This is a genomic window from Burkholderia cenocepacia (genome assembly GCF_900446215.1).
Lineage (GTDB): Bacteria > Pseudomonadota > Gammaproteobacteria > Burkholderiales > Burkholderiaceae > Burkholderia > Burkholderia cenocepacia.
This window is the reverse complement of the sequence record NZ_UAQZ01000006.1, coordinates 44,910-59,980: the sequence shown is the minus strand read 5'-3', so window position 1 is coordinate 59,980 and position 15,071 is coordinate 44,910. Positions and strand designations below refer to the sequence as shown.

The 15,071-nt window shown below is 68.1% G+C and carries 12 protein-coding genes; 5 read left to right on the top strand and 7 right to left on the bottom strand.

Going from position 1 to position 15,071, the window contains the following annotated elements:
* Window positions 1-50 precede the first annotated feature (50 nt).
* Complete coding sequence (locus DTA15_RS13840) at window positions 51-2,255, bottom strand: xanthine dehydrogenase family protein molybdopterin-binding subunit (protein ID WP_006491244.1); 2,205 nt, start codon at window positions 2,253-2,255, stop codon at window positions 51-53.
* Complete coding sequence (locus DTA15_RS13835) at window positions 2,239-2,679, bottom strand: (2Fe-2S)-binding protein (protein WP_006491242.1); 441 nt, start codon at window positions 2,677-2,679, stop codon at window positions 2,239-2,241. The genes DTA15_RS13840 and DTA15_RS13835 overlap by 17 nt, the downstream gene beginning before the upstream one ends.
* A gap of 251 nt (window positions 2,680-2,930) precedes the next feature.
* Between DTA15_RS13835 and DTA15_RS13830 the strand changes: the two genes are divergently transcribed.
* Window positions 2,931-3,314, top strand: a complete 384-nt coding sequence (locus DTA15_RS13830) for a VOC family protein (protein WP_006491250.1) — start codon at window positions 2,931-2,933, stop codon at window positions 3,312-3,314.
* A 100-nt stretch (window positions 3,315-3,414) separates the two neighbouring features.
* Here DTA15_RS13830 and DTA15_RS13825 read toward each other — a convergent pair whose 3' ends face one another.
* Window positions 3,415-4,890, bottom strand: coding sequence for an NYN domain-containing protein (locus tag DTA15_RS13825; protein ID WP_006491243.1), 1,476 nt, complete (start codon window positions 4,888-4,890; stop codon window positions 3,415-3,417).
* 268 nt (window positions 4,891-5,158) lie between these two features.
* Between DTA15_RS13825 and DTA15_RS13820 the strand changes: the two genes are divergently transcribed.
* Window positions 5,159-5,788: an SDR family oxidoreductase gene (locus tag DTA15_RS13820; protein ID WP_006491249.1), complete on the top strand. Its 630-nt coding sequence runs from the start codon at window positions 5,159-5,161 to the stop codon at window positions 5,786-5,788.
* A gap of 85 nt (window positions 5,789-5,873) precedes the next feature.
* On the opposite strand, the gene DTA15_RS13815 is transcribed toward DTA15_RS13820, so the two are convergent.
* On the bottom strand, window positions 5,874-6,422 hold the full coding sequence (locus DTA15_RS13815) for a peroxiredoxin (RefSeq protein WP_006491247.1): 549 nt from the start codon (window positions 6,420-6,422) through the stop codon (window positions 5,874-5,876).
* Window positions 6,423-6,700: 278 nt separating this feature from the next.
* Between DTA15_RS13815 and cdpA the strand changes: the two genes are divergently transcribed.
* The 3 genes from cdpA (at window position 6,701) to DTA15_RS13800 (ending at window position 11,447) form a co-directional block, all read left to right on the top strand.
* Window positions 6,701-8,443, top strand: a complete 1,743-nt coding sequence (gene cdpA / locus DTA15_RS13810; protein WP_012492445.1) for a cyclic di-GMP phosphodiesterase CdpA — start codon at window positions 6,701-6,703, stop codon at window positions 8,441-8,443.
* Window positions 8,444-8,468: 25 nt separating this feature from the next.
* Window positions 8,469-9,980, top strand: coding sequence for an HDOD domain-containing protein (locus DTA15_RS13805; protein ID WP_006493187.1), 1,512 nt, complete (start codon window positions 8,469-8,471; stop codon window positions 9,978-9,980).
* A gap of 103 nt (window positions 9,981-10,083) precedes the next feature.
* Window positions 10,084-11,447, top strand: a protein-coding gene (locus DTA15_RS13800) for an IS3-like element ISBcen10 family transposase (RefSeq protein ID WP_085964348.1) whose coding sequence is annotated in 2 segments (ribosomal slippage) — window positions 10,084-10,546 and window positions 10,546-11,447 — 1,365 coding nt in all. Because the reading frame shifts where the segments join, the coding sequence is not laid out codon by codon here.
* A gap of 76 nt (window positions 11,448-11,523) precedes the next feature.
* Here DTA15_RS13800 and DTA15_RS13795 read toward each other — a convergent pair.
* From DTA15_RS13795 to astB, 3 genes are all read right to left on the bottom strand, one after another.
* Window positions 11,524-12,318: an ABC transporter substrate-binding protein gene (locus tag DTA15_RS13795; protein ID WP_006490898.1), complete on the bottom strand. Its 795-nt coding sequence runs from the start codon at window positions 12,316-12,318 to the stop codon at window positions 11,524-11,526.
* A gap of 355 nt (window positions 12,319-12,673) precedes the next feature.
* Entirely contained in the window at window positions 12,674-13,717 is a 1,044-nt protein-coding gene (astE, locus tag DTA15_RS13785; RefSeq protein ID WP_012492443.1) for a succinylglutamate desuccinylase, read from the bottom strand.
* A 7-nt stretch (window positions 13,718-13,724) separates the two neighbouring features.
* Window positions 13,725-15,065, bottom strand: a complete 1,341-nt coding sequence (gene astB, locus DTA15_RS13780; RefSeq protein ID WP_006488742.1) for an N-succinylarginine dihydrolase — start codon at window positions 15,063-15,065, stop codon at window positions 13,725-13,727.
* Window positions 15,066-15,071 lie beyond the last annotated feature (6 nt).

The following is a 15,071-nucleotide window of genomic DNA, read 5'->3' as shown; positions in this document are numbered from 1 at the left end:
TGACCGGCGACGCGCGGGGCGCCGCCGGCCGGTGGGGGATATCGGGTCGTTCAGGTCGCGAGCGGCGTATCGAACGGCATCGAACGCGGCCGCTCGCCGGTCGCGCGCCAGATCGCATCCGCCACCGCCGGCGCGACGGGCGGCAACGCGACCTCGCCGCAGCCTTGCGGATCGCGGTCGCTGTCGACGATCACCACCTCGATCTTCGGCATCGCGGCCAGGCCGAGCAGCGGATAGTCGGCGAAATTGCGCTGCACGACCGCGCCGTGCTCGAACGTGATTTCGCTCCTGAACGTGTTGGTGAGCGCAAAGCCGACGCCGCCCTCGACCATCTCGCGAATCAGCAGCGGATTGATCGCGCGGCCGCAGTCGATCCCGCACACGATCCGCTCGAGCCTCACGCTGCCGCGCGTCACGCGCACCTCGGCGACCGCCGCGACGTACGTGCTGAACGCGCCGCCGCGCCCGGTGTACAGCGAATACGCGACCCCGCGCGACAGGCCGGCCGGCGCGCGGCCGAACCAGTTCGCGCGCGCGGCCGTCGCATCGAGCACGCGCAGCGCGAGCGCATCGTGCTTCAGCAACGCGCGCCGGTATTGCACCGGGTCGGCCCGCACCGTATGCGCGAGCTCGTTCACGAAGCTTTCGAGGAAGAACACGGTCGACGTGCTGCCGACGCTGCGCATGAAGCTGACCGGGATCGGCTGCATCACCGTGACGGAATCGACCAGCAGGTTCGGCACGTCGTAGCAAAGGTCGTACAGGCCGTCGAGCATCGTCTCGTCCCAGCCGCCCGCCTTGTCGTAGCGGTCGCGCTTGATCGCCGCATACAGCGAATGGCCGGCGACGCGCGCATGCAGCGCGACCGGCAGGCCGTCGCGGCCGAGCGCCGCGCGAAACCGCGCGGACGCGCACGGCCGGTAGAAGCCGTGACGGATGTCGTCCTCGCGCGAGCGGATCACCTTCACGGGCCGCCCGACCGCCTTCGACGCGACGGCCGCATGCACGACGAAATCGGGCACGTACTTGCGGCCGAAGCTGCCGCCGAGAAACGTCGTGTTGACGATCACGCGCTCGGCCGGCACGCCGAACAGCGCCGACAGCGTCCAGCGCACCTTGTCCTGCCCCTGGATCGGCCCCCAGACCTCGATCTCGCCGGCCCGCACATGCACGGTCGCATTGACGGGCTCCATCGTCGCGTGAACGATGTACGGCGTGTGGTAGTCGGCTTCGACGACGTTGCCGGACTCGGCGAGATGGCGCCCGGGCTCGCCGACCTGCGTCGCGACCACCGCGTGCTCCGCCTGCAGCGCGCCCTTGCGCTGCGCGAGGATCGTCGTGCTGTCGAATGCCGGCGTCGGGCCCGCGTCCCACACGATGTCCGCCGCGTCGCACGCCTTCTTCGCCTGCCAGTAGGTCTGCGCGACGACGATCACCGCGTCCTTCGCGACCACGACGTCCGCCACGCCCGGCATCGCGCGCAATGCGTCGCGGTTCTTCACGGCGCTCGGCTTGCCGTTCAGCGTCGGCGCCATCGTCAGCGCGCCGACCAGCATGTCGGGCACCTGCACGTCGATGCCGAAGATCGCGCTGCCGTCGACCTTCGCGGGCACGTCGAGCTTGTGCAGCGGACGGCCGATCAGCGTGTGCGCGGAAGCCGGTTTCAGGCGCGGCTGCGGATCGTGCGGCAGCCTGGCCGCGTCGTCGACGAGCGCGCCGTACGACAGCGAACGCCCGCTCGGCGGATGGATGACGCGGCCGTCGCGCGTCACGCACTGCGTGTCGCGCACGCCGAGCCGCGCGGCGCCGGCCCGCAGGAACGCCGAGCGCGCCTGCGCCCCCGCGATCCGCAACCGCGTGTAGAACATCGTCGCCGACATCGATGCGCCGACGAATTGCTGCGGCGCCTCGTTCGCGGCATCGATCCGGTACGCGTCGCGTCCCGTGACGAACTCGACCGTCACGCTGCGCCAGTCGGCATCCATCTCGTCGGCCAGCACCTGCGGCAGCCCGGTATGGACGCCCTGCCCGACTTCCGCCTGCGACAAGCCGATGATCGTCCGGCCGTCCGCGTCGACGCGAACCCAGTCGTTGATCTCGCGAAAGCGCGCGCCGTCGCCGGCCGCCTGCACGACGTCGCCGAATGCCAGCGGCAGCAGCAGGCTGCCCGCCAGCGCGACGCCGCCCTTCAGGAACACGCGTCGCGCCGCGTTCGGCACGGGCTGCGCCCGCACCGCGTCAGCCGGCCGCGACATGGATCGCCTCGCGAATGCGTTGATAGGTCGCGCAGCGGCACAGGTTCGTGACGGCCGCGTCGATCTGCGCGTCGGTCGGCTTGCGGTGGCGCGCAAGCAGCGCGGCCGTCGCCATCACCATCCCCGACTGGCAATAGCCGCATTGCGGCACGTCCTTCTCGATCCACGCGCGCTGCACCGGATGCGAGCGGTCGTGCGACAGCCCTTCGATCGTCGTGATCGCGCGGCCCGCGACGCTCGCCGCCGGCAGCACGCACGCGCGCGCGGCTTCGCCGTCGAGATGCACGGTGCAGGCGCCGCACGCGCCGATGCCGCAGCCGTATTTGGTGCCCGTCAGTCTGGCCGAGTCGCGAATGACCCACAGGAGCGGCGTATCGGGATCGCCGTCGAAATCGAACGGCTGGCCGTTCAGCATGAAGCGCATCGTCTGTCTCCCTGTTGCGCATCGCCCGTTCGTCATCCGGCGGATGACGGCGATGGCTTGACAGGAATTCTTGGCGGCGCAAAAAGCGGCGCCAATGACCTTTGCTCCCGAAAAAGTAGCCGTTCGTCCAGATCGTTTCAGCCGACGAATGGCGCGTGCCGCCCGGTTCGCCGCGGCCCCGGCTTGCGGACGGGCCGCGATCGGCTATCGTGTGTCCATGCCCACCGCCGTCCCCTTCCCGGGAACCCGCCATGAACGTCCAGCTCAACCACACGATCGTCTGGTGCCGCGACAAGCATGCGTCGAGCCGCTTCCTCACCGAACTGCTGGAATTGCCGCCGCCGACGCCGTTCGGCGCGATGCTGGTCGTCGCGCTCGACAATCGCGTGTCGCTCGATTTTTACGAACAGGCGGGGGAGATCCGATCGCAGCATTACGCGTTCCTGATCGACGAGGCCGGCTTCGATCGCGTGCTCGCGCGCCTTCGCGAACGCGGCTTGCCGCACTGGGCCGATCCGGCGAAGCGGCAAGCCGGTGACATCTACCGCCACAACGGCGGACGCGGCGTGTACTTCGACGACCCGGACGGTCACTTCCTCGAAGTGATGACGCAGCCGTACGTGCTGAACGGCTAGCGCGACAGGCCGGCATCGCGCCGGCCCGGACGGCGCGGCGCGGGTGTCGCCCGGTTGCGGACGAAACCCGGACGACTGCCCCGGCTGCCGCCGGCTGCCGTCACTCGGCGGCGGCCGTCGTCTTGCGCGGACGACGCGCGCGCGGCGCCGCCTTGCGGGCCGGCTTCTTCGGCTTGGCGGCAGCCGGTGCTTCGGGAGTCGCGTCGACGGTTGCTTCGACCGGCGCCACGTCGTGCGACGGTTGCGCGGCGTCGTCCCGAGCGCCGGAAGCGCGAGGCGCCGGCTCGGCGTGCCGCTCGTCATGCGCCGCGTCGCGATGCGGTTCGTCCGCATGCTGGCCGTGCGCGTGCGCATCGCCGCCATGCGTCGTGTCGCCCTGCGCGGCGGTGTCCGGCTGGCCGGCCGCGTGGCGACCGGCGCCCTTCGCGGCCGCGCCCTTCTTCGCGCCGGTCTTCTTCGCCGCGCTCTTGCGCGCGCGCTTGCGGCCATCCTTCGCGTCGCCGTGCGCGTCGGCCACCGCGGGTGCTTCGGGTGTCTCGGGCGTGTCGGCCGGCGCCGCGTCGGCGACCTCGGCAAGCTCCGCGTCTTCCGCCTCGACCTGCGCGCTTTCGTGAACGACCGATTCCGCCCGCTGCCCGCGACGGCGCGCCTCGCGGCCGGCCGGTACCGGCTCCGCCGCCCGTGTGCCATGGTGGCCGCCGTGGTGCGCCGCGCCGCCCTCACCACCCGCCGCAACGTGCTCGGCGGCCGCCGACTGGCGGGCCCGCGACACGAACGCGCCCGACTTGTCGTCGCGCCCCACTTCGAGCAGGCCGCGCGCCTGCGCCTCGTCCAGCAGGTTGCCGAACGCGCGGAACCCGTAATACGACTCGTTGAAATCCGGCTTGCGGCGCTTGATCGCGCTCTTGAGCACCGACGCCCAGATCTTGCCGACGTCGTCGCGCTCCGACGCGAGCGCGTCGAAGGTCTCGACCGCCAGCGCGATCGCCTCGGCCTTGCGCGCGTCCATGTCGTGCTTGCGCGACGGCTCGTCCGGCCGCTTCGCGCCGCCGTTGCCCGCGCGCTGCTGCTGTTCGCGCTTCGCGAGCGCACGCTGCTGCTCGCGCACCAGATCGTCGTAGAAGATGAATTCGTCGCAGTTCGCGACCAGCAGGTCCGACGTCGATTTCTTCACGCCGACGCCGATCACCTTCTTCGCGTTCTCGCGCAGCTTCGACACGAGCGGCGAAAAATCCGAATCGCCGCTGATGATCACGAACGTATCGACGTGCGACTTCGTGTAGCAGAGGTCGAGCGCGTCCACGACGAGCCGGATGTCGGCCGAATTCTTGCCCGACTGGCGCACGTGCGGAATCTCGATCAGCTCGAAGCTCGCTTCGTGCATCGACGCCTTGAAGCCCTTGTAGCGATCCCAGTCGCAATAGGCCTTCTTCACGACGATGCTGCCTTTGAGCAGCAGGCGCTCCAGCACGGGCTTGATGTCGAATTTCTCGTACTTCGCGTCGCGCACGCCGAGCGCGACGTTCTCGAAGTCGCAGAACACGGCCATGCTGACGTTGTCCAGGGGTAATGCCATGTGTACTCCAACCGGTGGGCCGCCGCGTTATTCACACGTGGCGGCGAAAAATGCATCGCGCACATGATAGCCGGTCGGCGCGTCATTCCCGCATCCATGTGAATGAATGACCGCCGGCCGCGCGTGCCGGTATGCCCGACGCCGGTACGCCCGATTCCGGTACGCCCCTTATTACGCGCCCGCCGCCGGGTCAATTCGACATTACACTTGAGTTATCGGTCGTCCGTCCCTATCTGGATGGACGACGCATCGAGCAAGGAGCGGTTTCATGACGACGAAGGTACTGCTGATTGGCGCGACCGGCCGGACGGGCCAGGCCTGCGCGGATCTGCTGCTCAAGCAGCCGGAGTTCGAGGTCACGGCGCTCGTGCGCCGGCACGGCTATGCGCTGGCGGGCGCACGGGTCGTCGAGGCCGATCTGACGAACGATTTCTCGCACGCTTTCCAGGGCATCACGCACGTGATCTACGCGGCCGGCTCGGCCGAATCGGACGGCGCGACCGAAGAGGAGCAGGTCGACCGCGACGCGGTGGCCCGCGCGGCCGACTACGCGCTCGCCTACAACGCACAGAAGCTCGTGGTGATCAGCTCGCTGTCCGCGTACCGGCCCGAGCAGGGGCCGGACGCGCTGCACCACTATTCGCAGATGAAGCGCGAAGGCGACGACCGCGTGATCGCATCGGGCGTCGACTACGTGATCCTGCGCCCGGGCCCGCTCACCGACGATCCGGGCGTCGGCAAGATCGCGCTGACCGACACGTGGCTCGATCCCGCGCCGCCCGTGTCGCGCCAGGACGTGGCATGGGCCGCGATCGAGGCGATCAAGCTCGGCATTTCGCGCAAGATCGTCGGCTTCGTCGGCGGCAGCGTGCCGATCGAGCAGGCGTTGCGCGCATAACGGCCCGTTGCGCGCCGCCGGCAGGCGGCACATGCCCGTGCCCGCGGCCCGCACGACGGGCCGTTTTCATGCGCGGGGCAGCCGCTTACTGCTTCGGATGCGCGTCGGCCCACGCCTTCACGGCGGCGAGCGTGTTCTCGACATGCTTGTCGGGCGACAGGCTCGTGTATTCGTAGAGAATCTTTCCTTCCGGCGAAATCACGTAGGACACGCGGTTCGCCCGGTCGAGCGCCGGCAGCTTCGCGTCGTATTCGCGGATGATCTTCGCGTCCGGGTCGGCCGCGACCGGGAATTTGCTGCGGCACTCGCTCACCGAGAACTTCGCCAGCGTGTCGATGTTGTCGGCCGACACGCCGATCACCGTCGCGCCGTAAGCCTTGTAACGGTCGACCGCGTCCGCGAACGCATGCGCCTCGATCGTGCAACCCTTCGTGAACGCCGCCGGATAGAAATACAGCACGACCGGCCCCTGCTTCAGCGCGTCCGCGAGCGAGTACGTGTAAGTCTTGCCGCCCAGCGACGCCTGCGTCGTGAAATCGGGCGCCGCGGCGCCCGGCTTCAGTTCCGCCTGCGCCAGCAGCGCATGGCCGGCCATCAGCGCCGCCATGGCGCCCAGCAACAGTTTTCGCTTCATCTGCGTCCTCATTTCTTATAAAGTCAGCCTCGATGCAGGCCCCTCGGGCGTTCGCCTGACGAACACCTGCCTCGTTGATCCGGACCGCGACAGCCCCGCCCGCGGCCGGCCCGTTAAAGATTTCTGACAGTCTGCCGTTATTCCTTCCGGACAACCGGTTCCAGCCCTTCACGTCAGCGAGAAACATGGAAGCCAACAGGAAACAGACGTCACGCAAGGGCTCCTGGCGCAGCGCCTTGCATACGCTGCGCCGCTTCGCTCGGTCGGGCGGCGCGCTGATGCCCGCGCGCGCCGTCGCGCCGCGCCGCGACGATTCCGTGCGCAACTGGCTGGAACAGACGGTCGGCACGGTGGATTTCCTCGCCCATGTCGACCGCGAGCTGCGCTTTCTGTATGTGTCCGACGCCAGCCTGCGCTTCATCGGCTACCACCGCGACTACCTGCACACGCTGACGCTGCGCGACCTGATCGCCGAACAGGATACCCCGGCGCTCGAAGGGCTGCTTGCACGCGCCGCCCGTTCCGGCCAGGTCGAGAAGGCGACGATGTGCATCGTCAAGTCGCTCACCTACCCGCTGGACGTCGAGATCCGCGCGTTCAAGAGCCGCCACCACGGCGTCGACGGCTTCGCGATCGCGGCGTTCGACGTGTCGTCGTGGCGCGCGCTCGAGGCACGCCTCACGTACGAAATGCACCACGACCCGATGACGGGCCTCGACAACCTGTCCGCGCTCGTGCCGGCGCTGATGCGCGCGCAGCAGACCGCCGACGAGCACGGCACCTGCGCGGCGCTGCTGCTGCTCGACCTCGACGACTACCAGCGGATCAACCGCGCGCTCGGCTACGACGCGGGCGACACGCTGCTGCGCGAGACCGCGCAGCGGCTGAAGGCGCTCGTCACGCCGAACGAACGGCTCGCGCGCGTCGCGAGCGACAAGTTCGCGGTCGTGCTGAACGCACCGGACCGCGCGCAGGCGAGCCAGGCCGCCGACGCGCTCGCGCGCCGGCTGCAGGCCGCGGTGCGCGAGCCCTACGTGTACCACGGGCAGACCGTGCACCTGTCCGCGAGCATCGGCATCGCGCTCTACCCCGACGAACGTGCCGCGCCGCATCGGGCGCAGCACCACAGCCCGCTGCTGCGCCGCGCCGACCACGCGCTCTCGCAGGCGAAGGCGTCGGGCGGCAACGCGCTCGCGTTCCATGCGCCCGTCGACGATCCGGCCGACGCCGAACGCCTCAAGCTCGAAGCCGACCTGTACGACGGCGTGCGCAACGGCGAGTTTTCGCTCCATTTCCAGCCGATCACGCGCAGCCAGTCGGGCGCGGTGGTCGGCGTCGAGGCGCTGATCCGCTGGCGCCATCCGGTGCACGGCCTCGTGCCGCCGGCCACCTTCATCCCGCTCGCCGAATCGATCGGCCTGATCAACTACCTCGGCAACTGGGTGCTCAAGGCCGCGTGCATGCAGCTCGTCGCCTGGGACGGCCAGGGGCTCGCGCTGCAATACGTGGCGGTCAACGTGTCGCCGCAGCAGTTCCGCGATCCGCGCTTCACGCAGAGCGTGCGCGAGGCGATCGCGCTGACGGGCATCGACCCGCGCCGCATCGTGCTCGAAATCACCGAAAGCCTGCTGATGCACGACCCCGCGCACGCGAAGGTGCTGCTCGAGGAGCTGACCGATCTCGGCATCCGCTTCGCGATCGACGATTTCGGCACCGGCTATTCGAGCCTCGCCTATCTGCAGCGCTTCCCGCTCGCGAAGCTGAAGATCGACCGCAGTTTCGTCGAGAACCTGCTGACGTCGCGCAACGATCGCGCGATCGTGTCGGCGGTGGTCGGCCTCGCGCAGACACTGGATCTCGAGCTCGTCGCCGAAGGCGTCGAGACCGAGGCGCAGCGCGAGCTGCTGACGGAGATGGGCTGCAATCACATCCAGGGCTGGCTCGTCTGCCAGGCGCTGCCGTCCGAGGAGCTCGCGCGGCGCTTCGAGGCGCAGCAGCTGCACCTGCACGCCGCCGCCTGACGCGCGGCGAACCGGACAGATCCGTATGTCAACCACCGAATACCTGCCCCGCACCGCGCTGCTCGACAAGCTGTGGGCCCGGATGAACGAACGGGGCGATTTCCCGCTGCTGTCGGAATCGCTGCGCGCGACGATGGCCGCGATGAAGAACGACGACCTCGACTTCACCGCGCTCGTGCGCGTCGTGCTGTCGGACTTCGCGCTCACGCAGAAAGTGTTGCGGCTCGCGAACTCCGCGATGTACATGGCGTTCGGCGGCAACATCACCACCGTGACCCGCGCCCTGATGGTGCTCGGCATGGACGCCGTCGGCCATCTCGTGGTCGGGCTGAAGCTCGTCGACCATTTCCACCAGAGCACGCCGCGGCGCATCGACGCGAAGCTGGAGCTGAACCGCGCGCTGCTGTCCGGCTGCGTCGCGCGCAAGCTCACCGAGCGCGCCGAACTGCGCTCGGGCGAGGAAGCCGTCGTCTGCACGCTGATGCGCCAGGTCGGCAAGCTGCTGGTGGTCTGCTATCTCGACAGCGAGTGGGACCGCATCCGGCGCCGCGCGGCCGAGCTGAACGGCGACGAATCGGCGGCCTGCGTCGACGTGCTCGGCGTCGGCTTCGACGAGATCGGCCTCGAGGCGGCCGCGCGCTGGCGGCTGCCCGACGTGATCCGTGCCGGGATGGCCGACGACGATCACGCGGCGCACGCCGACGCGTTCGACGACGAAGACGATGACGCCCGCCACGCGGAGCCGGCCGCCGACGACGGCCCGGCCGAGCGCATCCGCTGGCTGCGCGCGGTCAGTCGCTGTTCGACCGACGTCGCCGGCGCGCTCGTGATGCCCGCCAGCCCGCAGCGCGACGCGCGCATCGCGGCGCTCGCGCAGCACTACGGCGCCGAGCTGGACATGGAATCCGAGGCGCTCGTCGAGATCGCCGAGCGCCTCGCGCGCGAGGAAGCGAGCGACACCGTGATGCGCGAGATCGTCGAGCTGCGTGCGAACGCCGATGCGATCGCACGCGCGCAGGCCGAACCCGAGGCCTGCCTCGAAGCCGGCCTGGCCGACCTGCGCGCGCTGCCGTCCGAGCACGTGCTGACGCCGGTGCTCGCGCTCGCGTCGGAAAGCCTGCTGGCCGGCCTCGCGTTCACGCGCACCGTGATGTTCGTGCGCCACGACGACGGCACGTTCGCCGCGCGCCTCGGCTTCGGCCCCGGCGTCGATACGACGCTCGACCGGCTACGCTTCGACGAGCGCTTCGAGCCGGACGTGTTTCATCTCGCGATCACGAACTCGGTCGGCATCTTCATCGAGCAGGCGCAGGAGCCGAAGATGGTGAAGCGCCTGCCCGCGTGGTATCTCGACGCGTTCGACGACACGCGCGCGTTCGTGCTGCTGCCCGTGCGGGTCGGCACGACGACCGTCGCGCTGCTGTACGGCGACTGGGCCGGCGCGCAACCCGCGCGCAAGATCTCGCAGCAGGAGATGGCGGTGCTCAACGAACTCGCGCGCGAACTGGGGCGGTTCTTTCCCGCGCCGGCCGGCTGACGGCCGGCGCGCCTCCGGCGTTTTCGCTTCCCCAAAAGCAAACCGGCCGCATCTGAGCTGCACCCCAAAAGTTGGACTAGATCCAACCTTTGGGGTGTTTTTCATGACGAAGTACGACGAACGTTTTCGGCGTCGAGTGGTTCAGGCGTACCTGGCTGGAGAGGCCGGCACCAAGACACTTGCTCACCGTTACGGAGTGGGCAGGACAATGGTGCGACGTTGGGTGGCGAGCTATCGCGAGCATGGTGAACAGGGGCTGCGCAAGAAGCACAGCCACTACGACGCGCGATTCAAATTGTCAGTCCTTCAGCGGATGCGGCGCGATGAACTGTCGTATGCACAGGTGGCAGCGCTGTTCGGCATCCGCAATGAACGAAGCATCCCGATCTGGGAGCGTCTGTATCATGAGGGCGGTATAGATGCGTTGGCGCCTCGTCGCCGAGGGCGCCCTCCGAAAATGATCACCTCACCACCACCGAAATCCCCCGACGATACCGTGCAGAAAGAGCCGAGCCGCGAGGAACTGCTCAAGGAAATCGTGTATTTGCGCGCGGAGGTGGCATACCTAAAAAAGCTCGATGCGCTGCTGCAATCCAAGAAGCAGGCAGCGCCCAGGAAAAAGCGCAAATAGTGCGTGAGCTCAGGCAGTGTCATCCGGTAGCTGCGCTCCTGAAGGCGGCAGGCCTGGCGCGCAGCACGTTCTATTACCAGCTCAAGGCATTGGCTGCCGGCGATCGGTATGCGAATCTCAAAGCGAAGATCCAGACCGTATACGACCACCACAAGGGCCGTTACGGCTATCGGCGAATCACGGCGGCGATCCGGCAGACCGGAGATGCGATCAACCACAAGACCGTGCAACGGTTGATGGGACAGCTGCAATTGAAATCTCTGGTACGCCCAAAGAGATATCGTTCCTGGCGAGGCGAAGTCGGCCGCGTTGCCCCGAATCTACTGCGGCGTCAGTTTGATGCTGAACGCCCGAATCAGAAGTGGGTGACCGACGTGACCGAATTCAATGTAGAGGGCCAAAAGCTCTATCTATCGCCGGTGATGGACTTGTACAACGGGGAGATCGTCGCTTACCAAATGGATGAGCGCCCGAGCTTCGAGTTGGTCAGCTGCATGTTGAAGAAGGCGTTGGCCAAGCTCGATGATGAAGGACGGCCGTTACTGCATTCGGATCAAGGCTGGCAGTATCAGATGCCCGCCTACCGTCGGCTGTTGAAGCAGCATGCGCTCACCCAGAGCATGTCGCGCAGAGGCAACTGCCTTGATAACGCAGCCATGGAGAGCTTCTTCGGCACGCTGAAATCCGAGTGCTATCGGCTGACGCGCTTTGCGAGCGTGGAGCAGTTGCGAGATGCGTTGAGCCGTTACATCCACTACTACAACCACGAACGCATCAAGCTGAAATTAAATGGGCTGAGTCCCGTGCAATACAGGACTCAGCCCTTGGCCGCTTAGCTTTTAACCGTCCAACTTCGTGGGGTCAGTTCAATCAGCGGCCGGTTTTTTTGCAGCATGCGCGCGAACGCAACGCTTACTTGAGCGTGACGGGCACGCTGAAGTACTTCTTCGCGAGGTTGTCGATCGTGCCGTCGGCCTTCAGTTCCTTCAGCGCCTGATCGAGCGCCGTCTTCAGCGCCGCGTCGTTCTTGCGCAGGCCGAAGCCGACGCCCGAGCCGAGGATCTCGGTGTCGCTGACCGTGCCGCCCGCGAACGCGAAACCCTGGCCTTGCGGCTTCGTCAGGAAGCCCTTCGAGCCGGCTTCCGAATCCTGGAAGGTCGCGTCGAGACGGCCCGACTTCAGGTCGGCATACGCCAGATCCTGCGTCTGGTACGGCACGACTTCAACGCCGGCCGGCGCCCACTTCTTCTTCGCGTACGCTTCCTGGATCGTGCCCTGCAGCACGCCGACGCGCTTGCCCTTCAGCGATTGCGGGGTCGGCAGCAGGCCGCTGCCCTGCTTCGCGATCAGCTGGTTCGGAATCGTGTAGATCGGATCGGTGAACGCGATCGCGTGCTTGCGCTGGTCGGTGATCGTCATGTCCGAGTTGATCGCGTCGAACTTGCGCGCCTGCAGCGCCGGGATCAGGCCGTCGAAGTCGTTCTCGACCCACACGCACTTGGTCTTCAGCTTCGCGCACACCGCGTTGCCGATGTCGATGTCGAAGCCGGTCAGCTTGCCGTCGGGCGTCTTGTATTCGAACGGTGCGTACGAGGCCTCGACGCCGAACCGGATCTCCTTCAGATCCGCGGCAAACGCGCTGCCTGCCGCCACGGCCGATGCTGCCACCACCGCATGCGCGGCCACTTTACGCCAATCCAACTTCATCTGGTGTTCTCCTCGATACTCGAATGTTCCGGAACTACGGGCGCTTGCATCATTGCAGGGTCGGATGACCACGACAATGCGGCTGCCGCGCCGTGATGCGGCGCAACAGCCGCAAGGCCGCGATTGTACCAATCCGCGCGGCCCGATATGGCAAAGCGGGCGGCGCGACGCGATGCTGCGCTGCGTGCCCGGCGGCCGCCGCGCGCCCCGTCGAACTTGCAAGACGGTGTCGCAAATACGCAAGCGTGGCGCGTGCGCCGGCCGTGCGGCGTGCGGGCGTTATCGCAAAAAAATGAACGGGCCGCGGAGCGATGCGCAAGCCGAGCGTCGCCACGGCCTGCCGATCGCGCGTCGATCAGACGAGTGCGGCGATCGTCTCGCGTGTCGTATCGATCACGAGCAGGCCCGCGCGCAGGCCCGGCTTCACGGTCGGATTCGGAAAGACGATCCGTTCCTCGTCGTGCGTCACCGTGTAGCGGTAGTCGCCGTCCTGCGCGAGCACCGTTCCGCGCGCGAACGCGGTGAAGTTCGCGACGTCGGCCGCGACGAACAGCTCGAGCGCGTCGCTCTGCTTCGTGATCTGGTCGATCACCGTGAAGACGCGCGGCAGCGACGGATGGCCGCCACCGGCGTCGACTTCCGCCCTCCCACCCGACACGAGCTTGCGCACCGCGCGGTCGGCCGGCGCGAAGCGCGCCAGGTCGTTCTGGCCGAACGGCCGCACCTTGCCGAGTTCCAGCGTGCACGCGAGCGCGCCGCAATGCTCGGCCGTGAAATGCGAATACGTATTGCCCTTCGCCGTGTGCAGCAGCACGGCCGCGATGCGTGCATCGCCGAGCCATTCGATCATCGCGCGCGTCGGAGGCGTGCCCGTGTGCGGCAGCAGCGCGAACTGCTCGAACACCGATGCGCGAATCGCCGTATGCATGTCGATGTGCCAGCGTGCGCTGCCCGCCGGCGCCGCCGCGAAGAACGCGGCCGCGGCCGCTTCGAGCTGCGCGGCGCGCGGCGCTTCGCGGCTCGCGGGCACCTGCGCGTGACGGCCGCTGAACAGGCGGTTCAGGTCGTCGTCGAGATAGCGTTCGCCCGCGCGCATCGCCGGCACGTTGCCGAGCACGACGAGCAGCCGGCATGCGAGCGGCAGCGCACCCGCGGCGAGATCGCGCACCAGCATCGACAGCAGTTCGATCGGCGCCGTCTCGTCGCCATGCACGCCGGCCGACACGAGCACGCTCGCGCGCGCCGCGGCGTCGGCCGCCGCCGGTTCGAACGCGAGCAGCCCGTCGCCGAGCCATTGCCAGCGCACCGCGCCGCCCGCGCAGGCGCCGTCCTGTTCGGCCGGCGCGTCACCGGCCAGCGTGAACGCGAGAAAGTCGTCGAGCAGCGCGGCGGCCGGCATCCGTGCCTCAGCGCTGGAAGTCATACAGCGAACCGACGCGCAGGATCTGCGTGAGCTCGTCGAGCGCCGTGCGCGATTCGTCGAGCAGCGCCGGATCGGCGAGGTCTTCCGGTGCGAGGCGATCGCGATAGTGCTTGTCGATCCACGCGTCGAGCGACGCGAACAGCGTGTCGTTGATCCACACGTTCGACGTGACGGCCGCGCGCTCCGCTTCGTTCAGCACGACGCGCAGGCGCAGGCACGCCGGGCCGCCGCCGTTCTTCATGCTTTCGCGCAGGTCGAACACGAGCACGTCGTGAATCGGGCCGTTGCCGGCGGCAAGCTGGTCGAGATAGGCGGCGACGTTCGCGTTCTCGCGGCACTCCTGCGGCACGACGAGTACCTGCGAGCCGTCCGCGCGCGACAGCAGCTGGCTGTTGAACAGGTACGACGTCACCGCGTCGTTCACGCTCACCGCCGCATCCGGCACTTCGATCACGTTCAGGCGCGCACCGCGTGCGTCGAGCGCGGCGGTCAGCGTGTCGTAGATCGCCTGCTTGTTGACGAACGCGCGTTCGTGGGTGAACAGCGTGTCGCGGTTGCCGACCGAGATCACGTCGTTGTGGAACACGCCCGCGTCGATCACGTCCGGGTCCTGCTGTGCGTACACCGTCGCTTCCTCCGCGAGCCCGTGGCGATGCGCGACCGCGCGGCTCGCCTCGAAGGTCTGGCGGGCCGGGAAACGCTTCGGCTCGGGGCCGCGACGGTATTCGGCGCGGCCGTACACGAAGAATTCGATGCCCGGCTTGCCGTATTCGGCGCAGAAGCGCGTGTGGTTCGCCGCGCCTTCGTCGCCGAGCGCCGGCGTGCCGGTCAGTGCTTCATGCACCGCGAAGTGCGCGGGGTCCGCAAACAGCGTCGACAGCGTGCGGCGCGTCGCTTCGTGCTCGATCGCGCGATGCAGCTTGCTGCACAGGTTCGCCGGCGTGAAGTGCACGCGGCCGTCGCTGGTGTCCGCCGACGGGCTGACGGTGGCCGCGTTCGCGGTCCACATCGCCGACGCCGAGCTCGCCGCGGCGAGCAGTTCGGGCGCCTGCTTCGCGGCCTTCGCGATCACGTCCGCGTCCTTGCCCGAGAAGCCGAGCTCGCGCAACAGGCGCAGCGACGGCCGCTCCTGCGGCGGCAGCACGCCTTGCGCGAAACCGAGATCCGCGAGCTGCTTCATCTTGCGCAGGCCCTGCTTCGCGGCGGCCTTCGGGTTCGCGGCCGACTTCTCGTTGTTCAGCGACGCCACGTTGCCGAACGACAGCCCGGCGTAGTTGTGGGTCGGGCCGACGAGCCCGTCGAAATTGGCTTCTTGTGCGTTCATCGTCGT

What these genes read in the sequence shown, in the direction of transcription:
- DTA15_RS13840 (WP_006491244.1), bottom strand. Translation starts at nt 2,255, where the DNA reads ATGTCGCGGCCGGCTGACGCGGTGCGGGCGCAGCCCGTGCCGAACGCG.
- DTA15_RS13835 (WP_006491242.1), bottom strand. Translation starts at nt 2,679, where the DNA reads ATGCGCTTCATGCTGAACGGCCAGCCGTTCGATTTCGACGGCGATCCC.
- DTA15_RS13830 (WP_006491250.1), top strand. Translation starts at nt 2,931, where the DNA reads ATGAACGTCCAGCTCAACCACACGATCGTCTGGTGCCGCGACAAGCAT.
- DTA15_RS13825 (WP_006491243.1), bottom strand. Translation starts at nt 4,890, where the DNA reads ATGGCATTACCCCTGGACAACGTCAGCATGGCCGTGTTCTGCGACTTC.
- DTA15_RS13820 (WP_006491249.1), top strand. Translation starts at nt 5,159, where the DNA reads ATGACGACGAAGGTACTGCTGATTGGCGCGACCGGCCGGACGGGCCAG.
- DTA15_RS13815 (WP_006491247.1), bottom strand. Translation starts at nt 6,422, where the DNA reads ATGAAGCGAAAACTGTTGCTGGGCGCCATGGCGGCGCTGATGGCCGGC.
- cdpA (WP_012492445.1), top strand. Translation starts at nt 6,701, where the DNA reads ATGCCCGCGCGCGCCGTCGCGCCGCGCCGCGACGATTCCGTGCGCAAC.
- DTA15_RS13805 (WP_006493187.1), top strand. Translation starts at nt 8,469, where the DNA reads ATGTCAACCACCGAATACCTGCCCCGCACCGCGCTGCTCGACAAGCTG.
- DTA15_RS13795 (WP_006490898.1), bottom strand. Translation starts at nt 12,318, where the DNA reads ATGAAGTTGGATTGGCGTAAAGTGGCCGCGCATGCGGTGGTGGCAGCA.
- astE (WP_012492443.1), bottom strand. Translation starts at nt 13,717, where the DNA reads ATGCCGGCCGCCGCGCTGCTCGACGACTTTCTCGCGTTCACGCTGGCC.
- astB (WP_006488742.1), bottom strand. Translation starts at nt 15,065, where the DNA reads ATGAACGCACAAGAAGCCAATTTCGACGGGCTCGTCGGCCCGACCCAC.